Consider the following 17,623-nt stretch of genomic DNA (forward strand, 5'->3'; position numbering starts at 1 on the left):
AAGATAGAGCGGGCACCACAAATTAATATGAATAGCAACGAAGTGTTGACCAATCTTGCATTAAAGCATCTATTCCTTTCTTAAGGTAAATACGAGGTTATTCATCCAAATGACCTTGTCAATAAATCTCAATCGACCAATGATGTTTATCCAACGCCGCTGCGTTTAGCAATTTATTAATGGTATTGCAGCCTTAAATACCAAATATATTCAAGCCAATGAACACCTATGCTTGGATGTAGTCATGCGTAGTATTGGGGCAAGGGTTACTTACTCGGGAACCGTTAGGTCGCATTTTTTTTATTTGAAAATTTGGTTACTGAGGTGACGCCGACGGTTGTACCTTTAGCATAAGTTCGCTAAGACATTTATAACTATATATAGGTATAAAAGTAGTCAATGCGCTGCTTTTATACTTTTAAGCCAATCCGTGCTAACAAAAGGTAGCAGTTAGAACTACAATAAGTCTGAGTGAAGAACCATGATTAGATGTCTATGCTGAGTAAATTGAGTCAATTATTTAAATTAAAGAAAGATGCACCAGAACAACTTTTCTTGCAGCAGCACCAGATTGAATATGATGATGAAAAAGGCTTTATCATTGAAGGTGTTGTGCTAAATGCCATACATGCTGAACGCTTAACCTATTTTTCAAATCGTAGAATTAGTCAGTTTGATGACCTCAATGCACTTTTTTATAGTGCTATGTTAATCAATGAAAAGATCGACTTGGAAATTGCCAATGAGCGATTTGTCACACGTTTAGGTAATAATCTAGAAAACTTAACCGAGTTAAAGCGAATGATTAAGCTACTCAATGACTATTATTACCAGTTTATACGTGACAAAAAGTAAGTTTTTTAAAAACCATAAATTTGAGTTGTAAAAAGGACTTAGCGCTAGATTGATGTTGTTCTTGTCGTGAAAAATAACATGCAGCGAGAGGACATCATGCTAGTATATGATGCATGTTTTTAAACGCTAAAGCCATGTCCATGTTCCAAGAAGAAATCTCCCAACTGAATGTGCAACAACTAAAAGCAGGCGAAAAACGTTGGCTGGGAAATTTGCTCGGCTCTTCAGCTGCATTATTGATTCAAACGTTAAGCACACAAAATAAAAAGCTTTTTGTGGTTGTGGCAAAAAACAATCAACACTTAGCACAACTCGAAAGTGAATTTGAGTTTTACGGTATTCGACCGACCATTTTCCCAGACTGGGAAATTCTGCCTTATGATCGTTTATCTCCTCATCAAGATATTGTATCTGAGCGTCTCGCGATTTTATCCAATATGCCGCAAACAGGTGTCTTACTGATTTCGGCTTCGACCTTGGCGCAGCGTGTAGCGCCGACTTCGTGGGTGTTGGGAGAACACTTTGATATTCACGTCGGTCAAAAGTTTGAATTGGAACAGCAAAAGAAGCGTTTGATTCAAGCAGGCTATCATTTGGTCGACACAGTATATGACCATGGTGAATTTGCGGTTCGTGGCAGCATTATGGATATCTATGCCTCAGGTCAAGCCGCACCAATTCGTATAGATTTGTTTGATGATGAAATTGAAACCCTTAAATTTTTTGACCCTGAAACGCAGCGTACTACGCAGAACTTAAAACAATTTTCCGTATTACCGGCAAAAGAGTTTCCGTTGAAAGAGGCGCGCAGCATCTTTCGTGATCGCTATGCAGAAATGTTTCCGACTGCAAATCCAAAGAAAAATCCAATTTATCAGGATGTGTTAGAAGGGATTGCATCACCAGGTATCGAATTCTATTTCCCGCTATTTTTCAGTGCTGCGCAGATGGAAACTCAAAGTACACTGCTTTCGTACTTACCGAGTCATTCCATTGTCATTACAGACAAGCAAGTTGATGATGGTTTGGATAATTTTTGGAAAGAAATCGATAGGCGTTATGAAGACCGTCGTCATAATGTTGACCAGCCAATTTTAGCCCCTAACCATCTTTTTATTTCGACCAATCAAGTTTTAGAACAGCTCAATACCTTTCCACGTATTATTGCCTCAGTCGAGGCTTTTGATCTAAAAGCGGGTGTGATTAATTTAAACACTGAGCTTCCACCACGTTTAGCAGTCGATCCTAAAAATGAAAAGCCCTTTCATGCGGTTAAACAGTATATTGATGCTGCTAATCATCCAGTATTACTGGTTGCTGAAAGTGCGGGGCGTCGTGAAACTTTAAAAGATGCCTTGCGTGCCACATTGGGGGAGATTCCTAATGTCGAGAATTTTGCTGAATTTCAAAGATCCTTGCATGCCATTGCAATTACCAGTGCGCCCTTAGAGCGTGGCTTGGTATTAAAAGACAGCATTAGCATCATTTCTGAAAATCAGTTGTATGAGCATCGCGTTGTACAGCGTCGTCGTAAACGCCAGCAAGAGGTTTCGGAAGAGTTTCTCATCCGAAGTTTGACTGAACTGAGTATGGGTGCGCCGGTGGTGCATATCGACTATGGTGTGGGGCGTTATGCGGGCTTAGTCACTTTAAGTATTGATGATCAAGACTATGAGTTCTTGCAGCTCGATTATGCCGATGCTGCCAAAGTCTATGTTCCTGTCACCAATTTACATTTGATCAGCCGTTATAGTGGCGGTGACCCGGACTTAGCACCCTTGCATAAGCTGGGTACTGATGCTTGGAGTAAAGCAAAACGTAAAGCGTTGGAGCAAATCCATGATGTAGCAGCGGAATTATTACATATCCAAGCCCGTCGTCAAGCCAAACCAGGTTTTGGTTTTGAGTTAGATCAAGGTCAATATATGCAGTTTGCCAGTGGCTTTGCCTATGAAGAAACACTCGATCAAGCCAATGCCATTGAAGCGACTTTGTATGATATGCAATTGGCTAAACCTATGGATCGCTTGGTCTGTGGCGATGTGGGCTTTGGTAAAACCGAAGTTGCGATGCGCGCAGCATTTTTAGCCATACAGAACAACAAACAAGTGGCTGTTTTGGTGCCGACGACGTTGCTGGCCCAACAGCATTATGAGTCTTTTAAAGACCGTTTTGCAGACTGGCCTATTCGCATCGAAGTTTTATCACGTTTTGGCAGCAGTAAATCACATACGAAAACGATTGAAGACTTAGCTGAGGGCAAAGTCGACATCGTGATTGGTACGCATAAAATTCTACAAGAAAGTGTCCAGTTTAAAGACTTAGGCTTGATGATTGTGGATGAAGAACACCGCTTCGGTGTACGTGACAAAGAGCGGATTAAAGCAATGCGTGCAGATGTGGATATGTTGACTCTGACTGCAACTCCAATTCCACGGACTCTAAACATGGCCTTTAGTGGTATGCGTGATCTATCCATTATTGCCACACCACCTGCACGACGTTTAGCGGTAAAAACTTTTGTGCAAGAACATACGGGTGATTCAGTTAAAGAAGCCATCTTGCGTGAGTTGCTGCGTGGTGGACAAGTTTATTTTCTACATAATGAAGTGGAAACGATTGAACGTGCAGCAGAGAGTCTTCGAGAGTTGGTCCCTGAGGCACGCGTGGCTGTTGCACATGGTCAAATGCGTGAACGCGAGTTAGAACAAGTTATGCAGCAGTTTTACCATAAAGAATATAACGTGCTGGTCTGCTCAACCATTATTGAAACAGGGATTGATGTTCCGAATGCCAATACAATTTTAATTGAGCGGGCAGATAAGCTGGGTTTAGCGCAGTTACATCAACTACGTGGGCGTGTAGGGCGCTCGCATCACCAAGCCTATGCCTATCTGTTGGTGCCATCCATCAAAGGGTTGAAAGGCGATGCTGAAAAACGTCTAGATGCGATTCAGCGGGCATCGACATTAGGCGCGGGCTTTATGTTGGCTACGGAAGACTTGGAAATTCGTGGAGCGGGTGAGTTACTCGGCGAGCAACAAAGTGGTTCAATGCAAGCCATTGGCTATAGCTTGTATATGGAGATGCTTGAAAAGGCGACCAAAGCCATTCAAAAAGGCAAAACCCCAAACTTCGATGCGCCACTCTCACTGACCGCAGAAATCAATTTACATATGCCGGCCTTGATTCCAGATGAATATCTGGGAGATGTCCATCAGCGTTTATTGTTCTATAAGCGCATTAGTAATACGGACAGTCAGGAAAAACTCGATAACATTCGTATGGAGTTGATAGACCGTTTTGGGATACCACCACAACCTGTGAAGCAGCTTTTTGCTGTGCACCAGATGCGTTTGAAAGCAGAAATACTGGGCATTACCAAAGTGGATATTTCTGCCAATGGGGGTGCGATTGAATTTTCACCAGATACTCCTGTTCAGGCGATTAGTATTATTCAGATGATGCAAAAACATCCGACCTTTTTTAGGATGGAGGGTGGTCAGCGCTTAAAGGTGATGGTAATGCTAGAGGAATATGAAAAACGGATTCAATTTATCAATGACTTATTGGAAAGTTTATTGAAAGAATTGCATTAAAATTTAGCTCTAATTTGCTGTGATTTCATACAGATATCAGGTCTTTCTTGCGGACTTGCGCTATAAAAAGAAAGACTTGATTTTTTGATGAAATTTATTAAAGTAATAAATGTGATGTAGTTCAAAGTAAAACGTAGTTTATTTGTGTTGAAACACATTGCTTGCAATATTCACCTCTGATTGGATGTGATAGTATTAGCCATTATTCTAATTTGCATCATTTATAAAGATATGTTTAGTTTGCATCCACAACTTGCTCAAGATACGTTTTTTGTAGGCGACTTTCCACTTTCAACATGTCGCTTAATGAATGATATGCAATTCCCGTGGCTAATTTTAATTCCACGCGTGCCAGGCATCACTGAGTTATATGAACTCAGTCAAGCCGACCAAGAACAGTTTTTACGTGAGTCAAGTTGGTTATCAAGCCAATTGGCTCGTGTATTCCGTGCTGACAAAATGAATGTTGCTGCTTTAGGTAACATGGTTCCGCAGCTCCATTTCCACCATGTTGTGCGTTATCAAAACGACGTAGCATGGCCAAAACCAGTTTGGGGTACACCCGCTGTTCCTTATAGCAATGAAGTGCTTGCGCATATGCGTCAAACTTTAATGCTTGCACTACGTGGTCAAGGTGATATGCCATTTGATTGGCGTATGGACTAATACACGTGAAAAATCAAATCAGGGATGATTTGATCGTGCGCATAGTGGGGAACGAGCAGTGCCATTAGACGATTGGTTATCTAAAGAGCCCAAACAATTTGAGTATTTCCATCGTGTGATGGGATATGGCATGCTGTCTTTAATAACCATCGTCTATCATTATACGATGGCAGATACGCAATATCAGATTTACGTGCCGCTGCTGTTGCTCATTGTGTTATTAATCACACCGCCATTTTCCAGGTGGTTAGGTTATCGCTTTAATAATACCATGCGGCGCGGTGTGATGTTTGTTATAGATATTGTCATTACAGCGATCATTCTAGCCGCCGTACATCTCAGCATCGTTCTCACATTTTTAACCATTTTTGCTATGCTTTATACGGCTATTAGCAATAAAGTTTCTTTTTTGATGGTGTCTTTGGCCAGCCTGATTGGGGTGGTTGTCTTTTATATCTCAATTATCTTTGTCTTTGGTTTTGGTGAATATTTCGAGGCCACCAGTACCGAACTGATTGTATTGGGCTTTTTGTGCCTCACCACTTATTTTGGCGTGGGGAGTTATTATCAGCGCAACCAAATGCAAGACATATACCGCCGGAAAAATCACTATTTTGATCAGATGAACCGTTATATGGAGTTTGCCAATCAGTTGAGTCGCTATGCACCAGTTCAGTTGTGGCAATCGATCATGAAAGGTGAGTCTGAAGCGAAAATTGAATACAAGCGTAAAAAACTGACAGTTTTCTTTTCAGATATTCAGGGTTTTACCGAGCTTTCTGAAAGCTTAATTCCGGATGATTTAGCATTCCTACTTAATGATTATTTAAAACACATGACCGAGATTGCTAAGCAATATGAAGGTACTGTTGATAAATTCATGGGGGATGCAATTTTAGTGTTCTTTGGTGACCCTAATTCTGAAGGTGTAGAGCGTGATGCTCAAAACTGTTTGGAAATGGCCATGGCGATGCGTCAGCAAATGAAAATCCTACGTGAGCGTTGGGTGAAAATGGGTTATCCACCATTACATATTCGTATGGGAATTTCTACGGGGTATTGTCACGTAGGGAATTATGGCGCGTCGCACCGTATGGCTTATACCATTGTTGGTCGTGATGCAAACCTTGCTGCACGTTTACAAAGTGCAGCACAAGTGGATGAGATCTTAATTTCGGACGATACGCATAATTTAGTAAAAAATGACTATCTTTGTGCGCCGAAAGCGCCGATTTTCCTCAAGGGAATTAAAGGTGCTGTGAAGACGTGGCAAGTCGTTGAAAAATATACCTCGCAAAAATCAGACTATCAACGTTGGTTTGATTATGAATATAAAGGGTTTCATTTACTGCTGAACTTAGATGAAGTGCAGAATTTTGAATATCCACAGTTGATTCAAGTCTTGGAAAAAATGATTCAACGCATTCAAACCCAACAGAAGATGACCAATTCGCAAGGTATCGTCAAACTCAATCTTGAAGATGAAGTAATAGAACCTGTTCAGAAAAATGAATATCATTAAGTTGATGGTGTGAGATACAAAGCGAGAGTCGAAAAAAAGCCACTACAATGAGTGGCTTTTTTACACTTTGAAAATTAGTGATTTTCAGATGCGTGGTTAATCGTGTATTTAGGAATTTCAACTTCTAAGTCTTCATCCACTAACTTCACTTGGCAAGACAAGCGAGAGTCAGGTTCTAAGCCCCAAGCACGATCCAGCAGATCGGCTTCAACATCATTCATTTCTTCTAAGCTGTCAAAGCCTTTACGTACCACAACGTGGCAAGTTGTACATGCAGCGGACATATCGCAAGCATGCTCAATCTTAATTCCATTTTTCAGTAAGCTTTCACAAAGATTTGCATTCTGTTCAACTTCAAACTCAGCACCTTCTGGGCAGATTTGCGCATGTGGGAGAACTTTAATACGTGGCATAGTCTTTACCTATAAATTAGTTTGAGTTTGACCAGTCGTCGAGTTTTGTGCCTTTCAGCGCTGCATCGATATGCTGATTCATACGTGCTGCTGCAAAAGCATCACTGTGTATTTTAAGCTGTTCAACAGCAGATTCAATTGCTTTGATTTCTGTTGTTTCAAGTGTTACTTCTAATGAAGTTTTAGCTGCATTTAATGCAACTTGTTGCTCATTTGTGAGCAGGTGAGCATCTACTTTCAGGGCTTGCTCTAAAGCTTCGAGTTCGCGTTTTGCTTCAACTTTAGTTTCTTGTAAGTGACGAAGATTTTTATCTTCTTCAGCAAACTTGTAACCATCAAGCAGTAAGCGTTCCATGTCGCTATCAGCCAAACCATATGATGGTTTGATGTCAATTTGTGCATGTACGCCAGAGGTTGTTTCTTTGGCTGAAACCGTCAGTAGGCCATCGGCATCCACTTGGAAGGTCACTTCAATGCGTGCTTGACCTGCAGTCATTGGTGGAATACCGCGAAGGACAAAACGACCTAAGCTACGGCAATGCTCAACCAAATCACGCTCACCTTGAACCACATGAATCAACATCGCGGTTTGGCCATCTTGGTAGGTGGTGAACTCTTGACGACGTGCAACTGGAATTGCAGTATTACGTGAAATAAGACGCTCAACCAAGCCGCCCATGGTTTCTAGACCGAGAGAAAGCGGTGTTACATCAAGCAGTAATGCGCCATCGGCTGTGTTTCCAATCAACTGATTGGCTGTAATCGATGCACCAATAGCAACAACTTCATCTGGGTTGATGGTACATAATGGCTCTTGAGCAAACACATCACGTACAGCGTTTTGTACAGCATAAGAACGAGTTGAACCACCGACCAAAACCACATTTTGAATGTCACTGAGTTCAAGCTTCGCATCGCGGAGGACGCGTTTGCACACACTAATCGTCTTATCTAAAGCAACTTTGATAATACTTTCAAATGTCGTGCGATCAAGAGTTAAGCTATGCTCTAGGACTTGTAAATGAACGCTTTCTGCATCAGTTAAAGCTTCTTTGGCTTTACGTGCAGCAACTAAAACGTGTGCATATTCAGTGTCATCGAACTGCTCAATGTTGAGTTCTTTTTTCGCCCATTTTACGATTAAACGGTCAAGATCATCACCGCCTAATGCGGTATGTCCACCCGTCGCTAACACTTCAAACACGCCTTGTGAAAAGCGTAAAATTGAAACGTCAAACGTACCGCCACCCAAGTCATAAATCACATAGTTGTGATCGTGCGCAAGATTGGTTTCTTGGTCCAGACCATATGCAACCGCAGCAGCAGTAGGCTCATTTAAAAGTCGTAGTACATTTAAACCAGCAAGTTGTGCGGCATCACGTGTCGCTTGACGTTGAGCTTCATCGAAGTATGCAGGAACGGTAATCACTGCACCATTGACTTCATTTTTTAAGCTCGCTTCAGCACGATCTTTTAGTTGCTTTAAAATTTCAGCGGACACTTCGACAGGGGTTTTGCGGCCCTGAGCAGTTTCAAAAGCAGGCATTTGATTATCTTCACCCACTAAAGTGTAGGGGTGTTGAAATTTGATGTCGGCTTTAGAGCGTCCCATAAAACGTTTGACTGAAATGATGGTGTTTTTAGGATCGGCAGTCAAAAATGGTTTTGCTTCGTCGCCATATTGGGTTTGGTTTACACCATAATGCGCGATCGATGGGAGTAAGACACGACCTTGTTCATCATGCAAAACTTTTGCTTTGCCTGAAAGTACGGTTGCAACTAGAGAGTGAGTTGTACCTAAGTCGATACCAATGGCAATACGGTGTTCATGTGGCGCACTTGATTGTCCAGGTTCTGCAATTTGCAAGAGAGCCATGTGTTACATCCTTTGAGCGTCAAAAATTAAAAATAAGTTAAAATTCATCATCTAAATCAAAGCTATCGTCATCTTCAAAACGATCTTCAGCTTTATCAATGTCATGCATGACTTTTACAAAGAAGCGAAGTTTGCGGACATCATCACGTGCCTCAGCCCAATCTTCCTCTTCAAAATCAATTTTGAATTCGCGGACTAAACCATCAATCCATTGTTGAACGTCTAATTTGAGTGATTGTAATTCATCTGCTGAACGTGCTTCATCAAGTTGTTCACGGATTTCTAAGGCAGACTGGAGAAATTCAAAATCATTGATGGATTGATCAAGATGATAATCTTGTTTTTTTAATCCTAATAAATATCCTGCACGGCTATCAACCTGAGATAAAACTTTAAATGCTTGATTGATCTCACTTGATTTTATGAGGGCTTGATCTTTATCGAGAGCTTTATCTGGGTGATATTGTTGCTGCAACTTTAAAAATTCTGATTTTAAGGTTGCTAAATCAATATCGAGTGCTACTGGGAGGTTAAACAACTCAAAATGATTCATAGGAGAGGGATTCCGCGCTAAATTGGGGGTCATTGCGAAAGCAAAAACACTCTATGTAAATGCAATTAAAACAGTGTGATACACACTGTTTTAATGTTGAAAAGCAAGTTAATGAACTGTTATACGGTGAAAGATTCACCACAGCCACATTCGCCTTTTTTGTTTGGGTTGTTAAACTCAAAGCCTTCGTTTAAACCATTTTTCACGTAGTCCATCTCCATACCATCGAGATAAACCAAGCTTTTTGGGTCTACGAATACTTTCACCCCAAACTGCTCAAAGGTGGTGTCATGTGCATCAATTGAATCGACAAATTCAAGCACATAAGCCAAACCAGAACAGCCTGAAGTTTTCACGCCAACGCGAATACCTTCACCCTTACCGCGATTTTTTAAATAATTGCTGATATGAGTTGCAGCATTTTCAGTTAAGTTGATCATGAAAACTCCCTAATCTTTCTTTAAAATGCGAAGCAATTAAGCTTTAGATTTTTTGCTGCGGTAGTCTTCAACAGCAGCTTTAATAGCATCTTCAGCCAGTACAGAACAGTGTACTTTTACTGGAGGAAGAGCAAGTTCAGTTGCGATATCAATGTTTTTGATCGCTTGAGCTTGATCTAAAGTTTTGCCTTTTAGCCATTCAGTCACTAAAGAGCTAGATGCAATAGCAGAACCACAACCATAAGTTTTGAAACGTGCTTCTTCAATCACACCGTTGTCATCTACTTGGATCTGTAAACGCATAACGTCACCACATGCAGGTGCTCCGACCATACCTGTACCTACGTTTTCAGCATTTTTGTCTAATACACCTACATTACGAGGGTTTTCGTAATGGTCAATTACTTTTTCGCTATAAGCCATGATGCGTCTCCAAACCTCGGGGTCAGCGTTAATATTAAATATGGGGTCAAAACTTGATTTTTCAATGAAGTCATCCAGTATGTGGATGACTTCAATGGGAAAAATTAGTGTTCAGCCCACTCAACTGTAGAAAGGTCGATACCGTCTTTGTACATGTCCCAAAGTGGAGAAAGTTCACGAAGTTTCTCGACCGCAGAGCGCGTCACTGTAAGTACATGGTCAATGTCTGCTTCAGTGGTGTATTTACCAAAACTGAAGCGAATTGAGCTGTGCGCAAGTTCGTCAGACAAACCTAGTGCACGTAATACATAAGAAGGTTCTAATGTTGCTGAAGTACAAGCTGAACCCGAAGATACAGCCGCGTCTTTCAACGACATCATTAACGATTCACCTTCAACAAAGTTGAAACTTACGTTTAAGTAGTTCGCAACGTTTTGTGTTGGATGGCCGTTTAAGAAAATTTGTTCTAAGTCTTGTAAGCCATTCCAAAGCTTGTCACGAAGTACGCGAATGCGTGCTTGTTCAGAAGCTAAGTTTTTACCTGCAAGTTCAAATGCTTCACCCATACCAACGATTTGGTGTGTTGCAAGTGTACCAGAACGCATACCGCGTTCATGACCACCACCATGCATTTGCGCTTTTAAACGAACACGTGGAGTACGACGTACATAGAGTGCGCCAATACCTTTAGGGCCATAAATTTTATGAGCAGAGAAGCTCATAAGGTCAACTTTCATGGTTGAAAGGTCAATTTCAACTTTACCTGCAGCTTGCGCCGCATCGACATGGAAGAAGATCTTGTGTGCACGAGTAATTTCACCAATTGCCGCGACATCAGTCACAGAACCAATTTCGTTGTTTACCATCATAAGTGAAACAAGAATAGTGTCTGGACGAATAGCTGCTTCAACCATTTCAGGGGTAATTAAACCCGTGTTTGGAAGTGGCTCAAGGTAAGTGATTTCAAAACCTTCAGACTCAAGCTCACGGCAAGTATCTAAAATAGCTTTGTGTTCAATTTTACTTGTAATAATGTGCTTGCCTTTAGACGCATAGAATTGTGCTACGCCTTTAAGAGCTAAGTTATCTGATTCAGTTGCACCAGAAGTCCAAACGATTTCGCGTGGATCTGCTTTGATCAAGTTCGCAACTTGTTCACGTGCATATTCTACTTTTTCTTCTGCCTGCCAACCGTAAGCATGAGAACGAGATGCTGGGTTGCCAAATGTGCCGTCAAATGTCAGACATTCCATCATGCGTTCAGCGACTTGAGGGTCTACAGGAGTTGTTGCTGCATAATCAAGATAAATTGGACGTTTCATGTCAAATACCTGTTACCGATAAAAGGGCTGAATCTGAAGGTGCTGTGTTTTGGCGAATGGCAACTTTTTGAACGTTGTCACGTGCTACAAGGTCAGCAAGAGTGATTTTAGCGAGATAGTCGGCAATGTGATGGGAGAGTTCTTGCCATAAATCGTGAGTTAAGCACATTGCACCATTTTGGCAGTTGCCTTTATGGTCACAGCGAGTGGCATCAACTGTTTCGTTTACAGCTTCAATAACTGCTAATACAGTAATTTCATCAGCGCGACGAGCTAAATGGTAACCACCGTTGGCACCACGAATACTAGAAACTAAGCCGTGGCGCTTTAATTTCGCAAATAACTGCTCAAGGTAAGCAACAGAGATAGTTTGACGAGCTGCAATTTCTGCAAGCGTGATCGTTTGTTCAGTTGGCTGCAAAGCTAAATCAAGTAGAGCAGTCACTGCGTAGCGTCCGCGAGTTGTTAAGCGCATGATTCGATACACATGATTAGACTAGATGTGCCGATTTTAAGAATCCTGACTAAAATAGTCAAGTTTTTTTAATAGGGATTGTGCGTATTTAATTTGCTTGAAATATTATGTAGTTATGCAAGCCAAATATTATATACCAATAAGCTAATCAAAAGTATAGAAAACACAAAAAATGTGACATTTATACGTTTTTGACGTTGCTCGATACGGCGGATACGATTTTTGTATTGTTTCACTTCAACCTGTAGAGTGTTGATTTTAGAACGTTGTTCTTCAATTTTCTCTAACAGTGGTGCAATGCGCTTTTTAGATGCAACCACATTTTGTGGATCAGTTGGTTCAGTTAACCAGTTTTTCCAATCGGCAAGAACTTTAGGTGCACTAAAATGTAAAATTAAATCTCGGAACTCATCTTTTAAGGTGATGTCACCATCAATACGCATGGTTTTAATACTACGACGGTTTCCAAAGACGAAAATTTTAATTAAATCCATCAATGTGGTGCGTACATCTAAGTCGACCGGTTTTTCGGGTGCTTTGGCGTCAAATAAAACACCTTGAGCGGTAAAGGTGATATAGAAGTCAAAATAAGGCAGGTAGCTATTTATTTTAATCGCAATATTTTGCTCAACAAACTTTTTAGAATGAAGTGCAACCACGCGGTCGTATTTTAAAATAAGAGAAAAGATCGTCTCAAGAACAATCATCACCATAGTGAGTAGCATATGTGTTTGATTGTATTCTTTTTGAGAATCACTCATAAGTAGTAACCTAAATCCTGACCTGAAATGAGCATCCTGCTCGCAAAAACTTCAGACTTAAAAATAAAAATGTAATAAAGATGCTTTGTAGAACAGTTTTACAAATCGATCAAGTCTAATATTTGCTAGTATAGTGCAATCTATAAGATTTTTTGGATGTTTTTGCACATAAATCATGCAGGAGATGGTGCTAATGGAAAAAGCAGATATAGGGTTGGATGATATTTCGCCAGAAGATGAAACACTAAAAAAAACAAAAGCTAAGCATCATTTTCATCGTAAAAATAGTTTGGATTTTAGAAAGTATACCAAGCAAATCTGGTTAGCCGGTTTGGGTGCTTTTTCACGTGCAGAGGAAGAGGGGAATAAATTATTTGACTCGTTGGTCCAAGTCGGCGAAGAGTTAGAATCTAAAACCACTGAAATTGCTGACCAAACGGTTGAAAAGGTATCTGAGAAAGCGCGTGAATCGGTGACGGATACTAAAGATAAGGTTGAGAAGATTGTGGATCGTGGAGTAAATCACTCCTTAAACCGGATTGGATTGGTCACGGTGAAAGATATTCAGTACTTAGAAAACCTGATTCTTCAACTTAATGATAAAATCGATGTTTTGATTGAAGAAAATAAGAAGTTAAACGAAAAAGTGAATAAAAAGTGATCTGGTTGTGCTTTTGTACCTTTTTCAACGTTTTTTTGTGATTTATTTTCCAAAAAAGCATATACAGAGTATTGCGTTTTCACCTAAAGCATTGCTATAAAGGCGTTACGGTAATTTATACTAAATTTTTGGACCTTAAATAAACGATATTAAGAGGACGCGATCCACATGAATAAATCAGAATTAATTGATGCAATTGCAGAGAAAGGGGGATTGTCTAAGACTGATGCTGGTAAGGCCTTAGACGCTACAATTGCTTCAATCACTGAAGCGCTTAAGTCTGGTGATACAGTTACACTTGTTGGTTTTGGTACTTTCAACGTGAAAGAACGTGCTGCACGTACTGGCCGTAACCCACAAACTGGTGCTACTTTAGAAATTAAAGCAAGCAAAGTACCAAGCTTCAAAGCTGGTAAAGGTTTAAAAGATTCTGTTGCTTAATCTTTTAAATAAATAAAAAACGCGCCTTTTCGGCGCGTTTTTTATTAAACATTAGAAAATGTGTCGATAACACATTCATTCATTGCTGCTTTTCAGTTAAAATCTCGGGCAAATAAAATATTGGAATACTTATGGAATCTTTTCGTAAAGTTATTAAGGGTTGGTTGGGCAAAGCTTTGCTCATTTTGTTTTTGACCCCTTTAGCACTTGTAGGTATTGAAGGATATTTTAGTAGCGGATCAAAAGACGCTGTAAAATCAGTCAATGGCCAAGATATTTCTGAAAAGGAATTAGAGACCTTAACCGCTTCCTTTAAAGAACAATTCTTAGCTTATGCCAATGGTGATGAAACTTTACTCAACCAAAGCTTTATTAAAGATAAAGCGATGGATCAACTGATCGCAAATACTTTGTTATTGCAACAGGCTGAAAAGCTGGGCATTTCACTCAGTGATACTCAAATTGAACAGATGATTGCTCAACAGCCAAGTTTTCAAGAAAATGGAAAATTTTCAGAAACACGTTATTCAAGCTATTTGCAGTCTGTGGGTATGAGTAGTGATGCGCTCGTTGCAAACTTACGTCAAGACCATGCATTAAAAATGATGCGTTCGACTTTTGTTGATTATGCATTGGTGAGTAAACTAGATATTCAACAAATTGCTAACTTACAAACAGAACAGCGTACTGTGCAGTTTGCCAATGTAAATCTTGATGAATATAAAAAGAACGTCAAGGTTTCAGCACAAGAGATTGAAAACTATTACAAGCAACACCCAGCTATGTTTAAACAAGTGGCAAGTGTGGATGTTGACTATGTGTTGTTAACACCAGCCAATGTTCCTGCTGCTGCTTCACCTGCTACAGATGCGGAGTTGCAGCAAGCCTATACACAGTTTGTTGAAGCACAAAAAGATAATGTTGCGCCTTTGGTTAAACATATTCTGATTACGACGGATGCACGTACAGATGCTGAAGCGAAAAAACGTGCAGAAGAAGTTGTGGCAAAAATTAAAGCAGGAACAAGCTTTGCAGCAGCTGCGGCTCAATACTCTGAAGATACTGCATCTAAAGCGAATGGTGGTGCTTTAGCAGTTTATAACAAAGGCACTTTTGGTGATGCTTTTGACCAAGCTGTAGCATCACTTAAATCAGGTCAAGTGTCAGCGCCTGTAAAAACTGAATTTGGTTACCATGTCATTGAAACTGATGCGCCAGCTGTGAAGTTGCCATCTTTTGAAAATGAAAAAGCACGTTTGACTGCGGAAGTTCAAAAGAATAAAACAGCCAATGCATTCTCTGACACTGTAAACAGTCTAAATGAACTGGTTGTAGACTCAGATGCTCTAGACGTGGTGTCGCAAGAAGTTAAAGGTGTACAAGTTAAAACTGTGAAAGGTATGACCTTATCTACACAGCACCCTGTATTAAGTAATGCTGCGGTTAAAGTGAAACTGTTTAACGATGACGTTAAAAATGGTGATCGTAACGCGACCAGCAGCATCCAACTTCCAAATGGGGATGTGGTTTGGGCAAAAGTACGTGATTATCATGCGGCAGGTGTACAAACGCTTCAAGAAGCAACACCACGTGTGAAAGCAAAATTGGTTGAACAAAAAGCTTATGATGCTGCTAAAGCTAAAATTGCTCAAAGCTTGAAAGACTTTAAAACTCAACCAGCGGCATCAGTAGTTGCCAGGAGCGGTTTGACCTTTACTGCACCGCAAGTGTTTATTCGTTCACAAGGCTTACCACGTGCAGTTGAGCGTGCGGCGTTTAGCCAAGCGGCACCAAAAGCAGAACTGTGGTCTGTAACAACAGCATTATTGCCAACAGAAATGGTGGTGGTAGCGGTATCAAACGTAAACAAGACGACGTCTAGTGCGTTGACAGATGAGCAGTTGGCTGAGCTTTCGAAGCTATATCAACAACTTCGTGGTCAGCAAGAAGCTGAAGATTATGTGCAATACTTAAAAGCACATGCGAAAATTAAATAATCGCATGCTATAAAAAACCTGCATTCGTGCAGGTTTTTTTATGTGTGTAGATAAACAAGCTTAGGCACGAATTTTGAGCTCATAACCTGAATATTTACGAATATTAATCACGCCTGTATCTAAAATCAGGTACTGACCTTTAATCCCTTGTAACTTGCCGTGAATCACGGGAGTTTTATCAAGATTGTGGGATTTGATTTTCTCAGGATATTGCTCAACTGGATAAACAAACTCGCGTGGCAGTTCAGTATCCAAAAGCTCAACTGTTTCATTGAACTCAAGGTTTTGACTAAATTCCTCACGAATGGCTTGGATTTTAGGTGCAAACTCTTCGATGAGTTGTTCGCGAACTTCAATCAAGTCGAGTGGTTCTGCTTCGCCCTTGAGCAATTTACGCCAATCAGTTTTGTCTGCCACTTGTGTCCCAAACATAATTTCGAGCTGGCCTGAAAGGCGACGCGAACCGACTTTCATAATCGGGAGTGCTTGAGTTGCACCTTGATCGAGCCAACGGGTTGGCATTTGGCTAATCCGTGTAATCCCAACCTTTAGGGCACTTGAGTTGGCTGAGCTTTCGAAGCTATATCAACAACTTCGTGGTCAGCAAGAAGCTGAAGATTATGTGCAATACTTAAAAGCACATGCGAAAATTAAATAATCGCATGCTATAAAAAACCTGCATTCGTGCAGGTTTTTTTATGTGTGTAGATAAACAAGCTTAGGCACGAATTTTGAGCTCATAACCTGAATATTTACGAATATTAATCACGCCTGTATCTAAAATCAGGTACTGACCTTTAATCCCTTGTAACTTGCCGTGAATCACGGGAGTTTTATCAAGATTGTGGGATTTGATTTTCTCAGGATATTGCTCAACTGGATAAACAAACTCGCGTGGCAGTTCAGTATCCAAAAGCTCAACTGTTTCATTGAACTCAAGGTTTTGACTAAATTCCTCACGAATGGCTTGGATTTTAGGTGCAAACTCTTCGATGAGTTGTTCGCGAACTTCAATCAAGTCGAGTGGTTCTGCTTCGCCCTTGAGCAATTTACGCCAATCAGTTTTGTCTGCCACTTGTGTCCCAAACATAATTTCGAGCTGGCCTGAAAGGCGACGCGAACCGACTTTCATAATCGGGAGTGCTTGAGTTGCACCTTGATCGAGCCAACGGGTTGGCATTTGGCTAATCCGTGTAATCCCAACCTTTAGGGCACTTGAGTTGGCTAAATAAACAATATGAGGCTGAAAGCAAACTTCATGCGCGAAGCTGTCTTCTCGGCAGGTGCCTAAGTGGTAGTGACAGGTTTCAGGTTTCATAATGCACATGTCACAAGAGGCTTTGGTTTTAAAGCACTTGAAGCAATGACCTTGTGAAAACGATTTAGAAGTCTTCGTACCACATGAAACACAGAAGATTTTACCAGTCCATTCGATCTCAATTTCTTGACCCAAGTTAAAAGGAAGGTCAACTTCTGAGCGATCTAGGATAAATTTATATTCAACATTTGCCTTGTGTGTATGTTGATCAGTTACACTAAGGTCCTTAAGACCTGCATGCATTTTATGGCAAATGCCTTGAAGTTCCATACAGAATTACTCACTCAATATTAAGGATGCG

At 40.6% G+C, this 17,623-nt stretch carries 16 protein-coding genes and 1 pseudogene; 7 read left to right on the plus strand and 10 right to left on the minus strand.

The genetic code is table 11. From position 1 onward, the window contains the following. The first annotated feature begins 489 nt into the window (after nucleotides 1–489). The 4 genes from RR876_RS10050 (at nucleotide 490) to RR876_RS10065 (ending at nucleotide 6,642) form a co-directional block, all read left to right on the plus strand. A complete protein-coding gene (locus RR876_RS10050) occupies nucleotides 490–855 on the plus strand; it encodes a hypothetical protein (RefSeq protein WP_332477323.1) in 366 nt (121 codons plus the stop codon). 140 nt (nucleotides 856–995) lie between these two features. Beyond that, on the plus strand, nucleotides 996–4,454 hold the full coding sequence (gene mfd / locus RR876_RS10055) for a transcription-repair coupling factor (RefSeq protein ID WP_332477433.1): 3,459 nt from the start codon (nucleotides 996–998) through the stop codon (nucleotides 4,452–4,454). Nucleotides 4,455–4,685: 231 nt separating this feature from the next. After that, a complete protein-coding gene (locus RR876_RS10060; RefSeq protein WP_004696995.1) occupies nucleotides 4,686–5,120 on the plus strand; it encodes an HIT family protein in 435 nt (144 codons plus the stop codon). Nucleotides 5,121–5,178: 58 nt separating this feature from the next. Next, complete coding sequence (locus tag RR876_RS10065; RefSeq protein WP_279746645.1) at nucleotides 5,179–6,642, plus strand: adenylate/guanylate cyclase domain-containing protein; 1,464 nt, start codon at nucleotides 5,179–5,181, stop codon at nucleotides 6,640–6,642. A gap of 74 nt (nucleotides 6,643–6,716) precedes the next feature. Here RR876_RS10065 and fdx read toward each other — a convergent pair whose 3' ends face one another. The 8 genes from fdx to RR876_RS10105 all read right to left on the minus strand — a co-directional run bounded on the left by fdx (nucleotide 6,717) and on the right by RR876_RS10105 (nucleotide 12,905). Continuing rightward, nucleotides 6,717–7,055, minus strand: coding sequence for an ISC system 2Fe-2S type ferredoxin (gene fdx, locus RR876_RS10070; RefSeq protein WP_004697000.1), 339 nt, complete (start codon nucleotides 7,053–7,055; stop codon nucleotides 6,717–6,719). A 16-nt stretch (nucleotides 7,056–7,071) separates the two neighbouring features. After that, complete coding sequence (gene hscA, locus RR876_RS10075) at nucleotides 7,072–8,931, minus strand: Fe-S protein assembly chaperone HscA (protein ID WP_332477322.1); 1,860 nt, start codon at nucleotides 8,929–8,931, stop codon at nucleotides 7,072–7,074. 37 nt (nucleotides 8,932–8,968) lie between these two features. Continuing rightward, entirely contained in the window at nucleotides 8,969–9,484 is a 516-nt protein-coding gene (gene hscB / locus RR876_RS10080; protein ID WP_004697004.1) for a Fe-S protein assembly co-chaperone HscB, read from the minus strand. Between the two features lie 119 nt (nucleotides 9,485–9,603). Further along, the gene (gene iscA, locus RR876_RS10085) at nucleotides 9,604–9,924 is read right to left on the minus strand and encodes an iron-sulfur cluster assembly protein IscA (protein WP_004697006.1); all 321 of its coding nucleotides are present in this window, start codon (nucleotides 9,922–9,924) and stop codon (nucleotides 9,604–9,606) included. A 36-nt stretch (nucleotides 9,925–9,960) separates the two neighbouring features. Next, nucleotides 9,961–10,347, minus strand: a complete 387-nt coding sequence (gene iscU, locus RR876_RS10090) for a Fe-S cluster assembly scaffold IscU (protein ID WP_004697007.1) — start codon at nucleotides 10,345–10,347, stop codon at nucleotides 9,961–9,963. 104 nt (nucleotides 10,348–10,451) lie between these two features. Next, complete coding sequence (locus RR876_RS10095) at nucleotides 10,452–11,669, minus strand: IscS subfamily cysteine desulfurase (RefSeq protein ID WP_004697009.1); 1,218 nt, start codon at nucleotides 11,667–11,669, stop codon at nucleotides 10,452–10,454. Nucleotide 11,670: 1 nt separating this feature from the next. Continuing rightward, the gene (locus tag RR876_RS10100; RefSeq protein ID WP_004697011.1) at nucleotides 11,671–12,144 is read right to left on the minus strand and encodes an Rrf2 family transcriptional regulator; all 474 of its coding nucleotides are present in this window, start codon (nucleotides 12,142–12,144) and stop codon (nucleotides 11,671–11,673) included. Between the two features lie 113 nt (nucleotides 12,145–12,257). Further along, nucleotides 12,258–12,905, minus strand: coding sequence for a hypothetical protein (locus RR876_RS10105; protein WP_332477321.1), 648 nt, complete (start codon nucleotides 12,903–12,905; stop codon nucleotides 12,258–12,260). Between the two features lie 193 nt (nucleotides 12,906–13,098). Between RR876_RS10105 and RR876_RS10110 the strand changes: the two genes are divergently transcribed. The 3 genes from RR876_RS10110 to RR876_RS10120 all read left to right on the plus strand — a co-directional run bounded on the left by RR876_RS10110 (nucleotide 13,099) and on the right by RR876_RS10120 (nucleotide 16,004). Continuing rightward, on the plus strand, nucleotides 13,099–13,566 hold the full coding sequence (locus tag RR876_RS10110; RefSeq protein ID WP_332477320.1) for a phasin family protein: 468 nt from the start codon (nucleotides 13,099–13,101) through the stop codon (nucleotides 13,564–13,566). Nucleotides 13,567–13,734: 168 nt separating this feature from the next. Continuing rightward, complete coding sequence (locus tag RR876_RS10115) at nucleotides 13,735–14,007, plus strand: HU family DNA-binding protein (protein WP_004697018.1); 273 nt, start codon at nucleotides 13,735–13,737, stop codon at nucleotides 14,005–14,007. Between the two features lie 131 nt (nucleotides 14,008–14,138). Continuing rightward, nucleotides 14,139–16,004, plus strand: a complete 1,866-nt coding sequence (locus RR876_RS10120; protein WP_332477319.1) for a SurA N-terminal domain-containing protein — start codon at nucleotides 14,139–14,141, stop codon at nucleotides 16,002–16,004. Nucleotides 16,005–16,064: 60 nt separating this feature from the next. On the opposite strand, the pseudogene RR876_RS10125 reads toward RR876_RS10120, so the two are convergent. Next, nucleotides 16,065–16,571 (minus strand): annotated as a pseudogene (locus tag RR876_RS10125) (DUF2797 domain-containing protein); the annotation flags it as partial. A gap of 151 nt (nucleotides 16,572–16,722) precedes the next feature. After that, the gene (locus RR876_RS10130) at nucleotides 16,723–17,592 is read right to left on the minus strand and encodes a DUF2797 domain-containing protein (protein WP_332477318.1); all 870 of its coding nucleotides are present in this window, start codon (nucleotides 17,590–17,592) and stop codon (nucleotides 16,723–16,725) included. Nucleotides 17,593–17,623: the final 31 nt, after the last annotated feature.

This window comes from Acinetobacter sp. (assembly GCF_036666595.1).
Lineage (GTDB): Bacteria > Pseudomonadota > Gammaproteobacteria > Pseudomonadales > Moraxellaceae > Acinetobacter.

Bases quoted from the DNA above. Each gene is read 5' to 3' on its own strand.
- mfd (WP_332477433.1), top strand. From the start codon at position 996: ATGTTCCAAGAAGAAATCTCCCAACTGAATGTGCAACAACTAAAAGCA.
- RR876_RS10060 (WP_004696995.1), top strand. From the start codon at position 4,686: ATGTTTAGTTTGCATCCACAACTTGCTCAAGATACGTTTTTTGTAGGC.
- RR876_RS10050 (WP_332477323.1), top strand. From the start codon at position 490: ATGTCTATGCTGAGTAAATTGAGTCAATTATTTAAATTAAAGAAAGAT.
- RR876_RS10130 (WP_332477318.1), bottom strand. From the start codon at position 17,592: ATGGAACTTCAAGGCATTTGCCATAAAATGCATGCAGGTCTTAAGGAC.
- RR876_RS10115 (WP_004697018.1), top strand. From the start codon at position 13,735: ATGAATAAATCAGAATTAATTGATGCAATTGCAGAGAAAGGGGGATTG.
- RR876_RS10095 (WP_004697009.1), bottom strand. From the start codon at position 11,669: ATGAAACGTCCAATTTATCTTGATTATGCAGCAACAACTCCTGTAGAC.
- hscB (WP_004697004.1), bottom strand. From the start codon at position 9,484: ATGAATCATTTTGAGTTGTTTAACCTCCCAGTAGCACTCGATATTGAT.
- iscU (WP_004697007.1), bottom strand. From the start codon at position 10,347: ATGGCTTATAGCGAAAAAGTAATTGACCATTACGAAAACCCTCGTAAT.
- RR876_RS10105 (WP_332477321.1), bottom strand. From the start codon at position 12,905: ATGAGTGATTCTCAAAAAGAATACAATCAAACACATATGCTACTCACT.
- fdx (WP_004697000.1), bottom strand. From the start codon at position 7,055: ATGCCACGTATTAAAGTTCTCCCACATGCGCAAATCTGCCCAGAAGGT.
- hscA (WP_332477322.1), bottom strand. From the start codon at position 8,931: ATGGCTCTCTTGCAAATTGCAGAACCTGGACAATCAAGTGCGCCACAT.
- RR876_RS10120 (WP_332477319.1), top strand. From the start codon at position 14,139: ATGGAATCTTTTCGTAAAGTTATTAAGGGTTGGTTGGGCAAAGCTTTG.
- RR876_RS10110 (WP_332477320.1), top strand. From the start codon at position 13,099: ATGGAAAAAGCAGATATAGGGTTGGATGATATTTCGCCAGAAGATGAA.
- iscA (WP_004697006.1), bottom strand. From the start codon at position 9,924: ATGATCAACTTAACTGAAAATGCTGCAACTCATATCAGCAATTATTTA.
- RR876_RS10100 (WP_004697011.1), bottom strand. From the start codon at position 12,144: ATGCGCTTAACAACTCGCGGACGCTACGCAGTGACTGCTCTACTTGAT.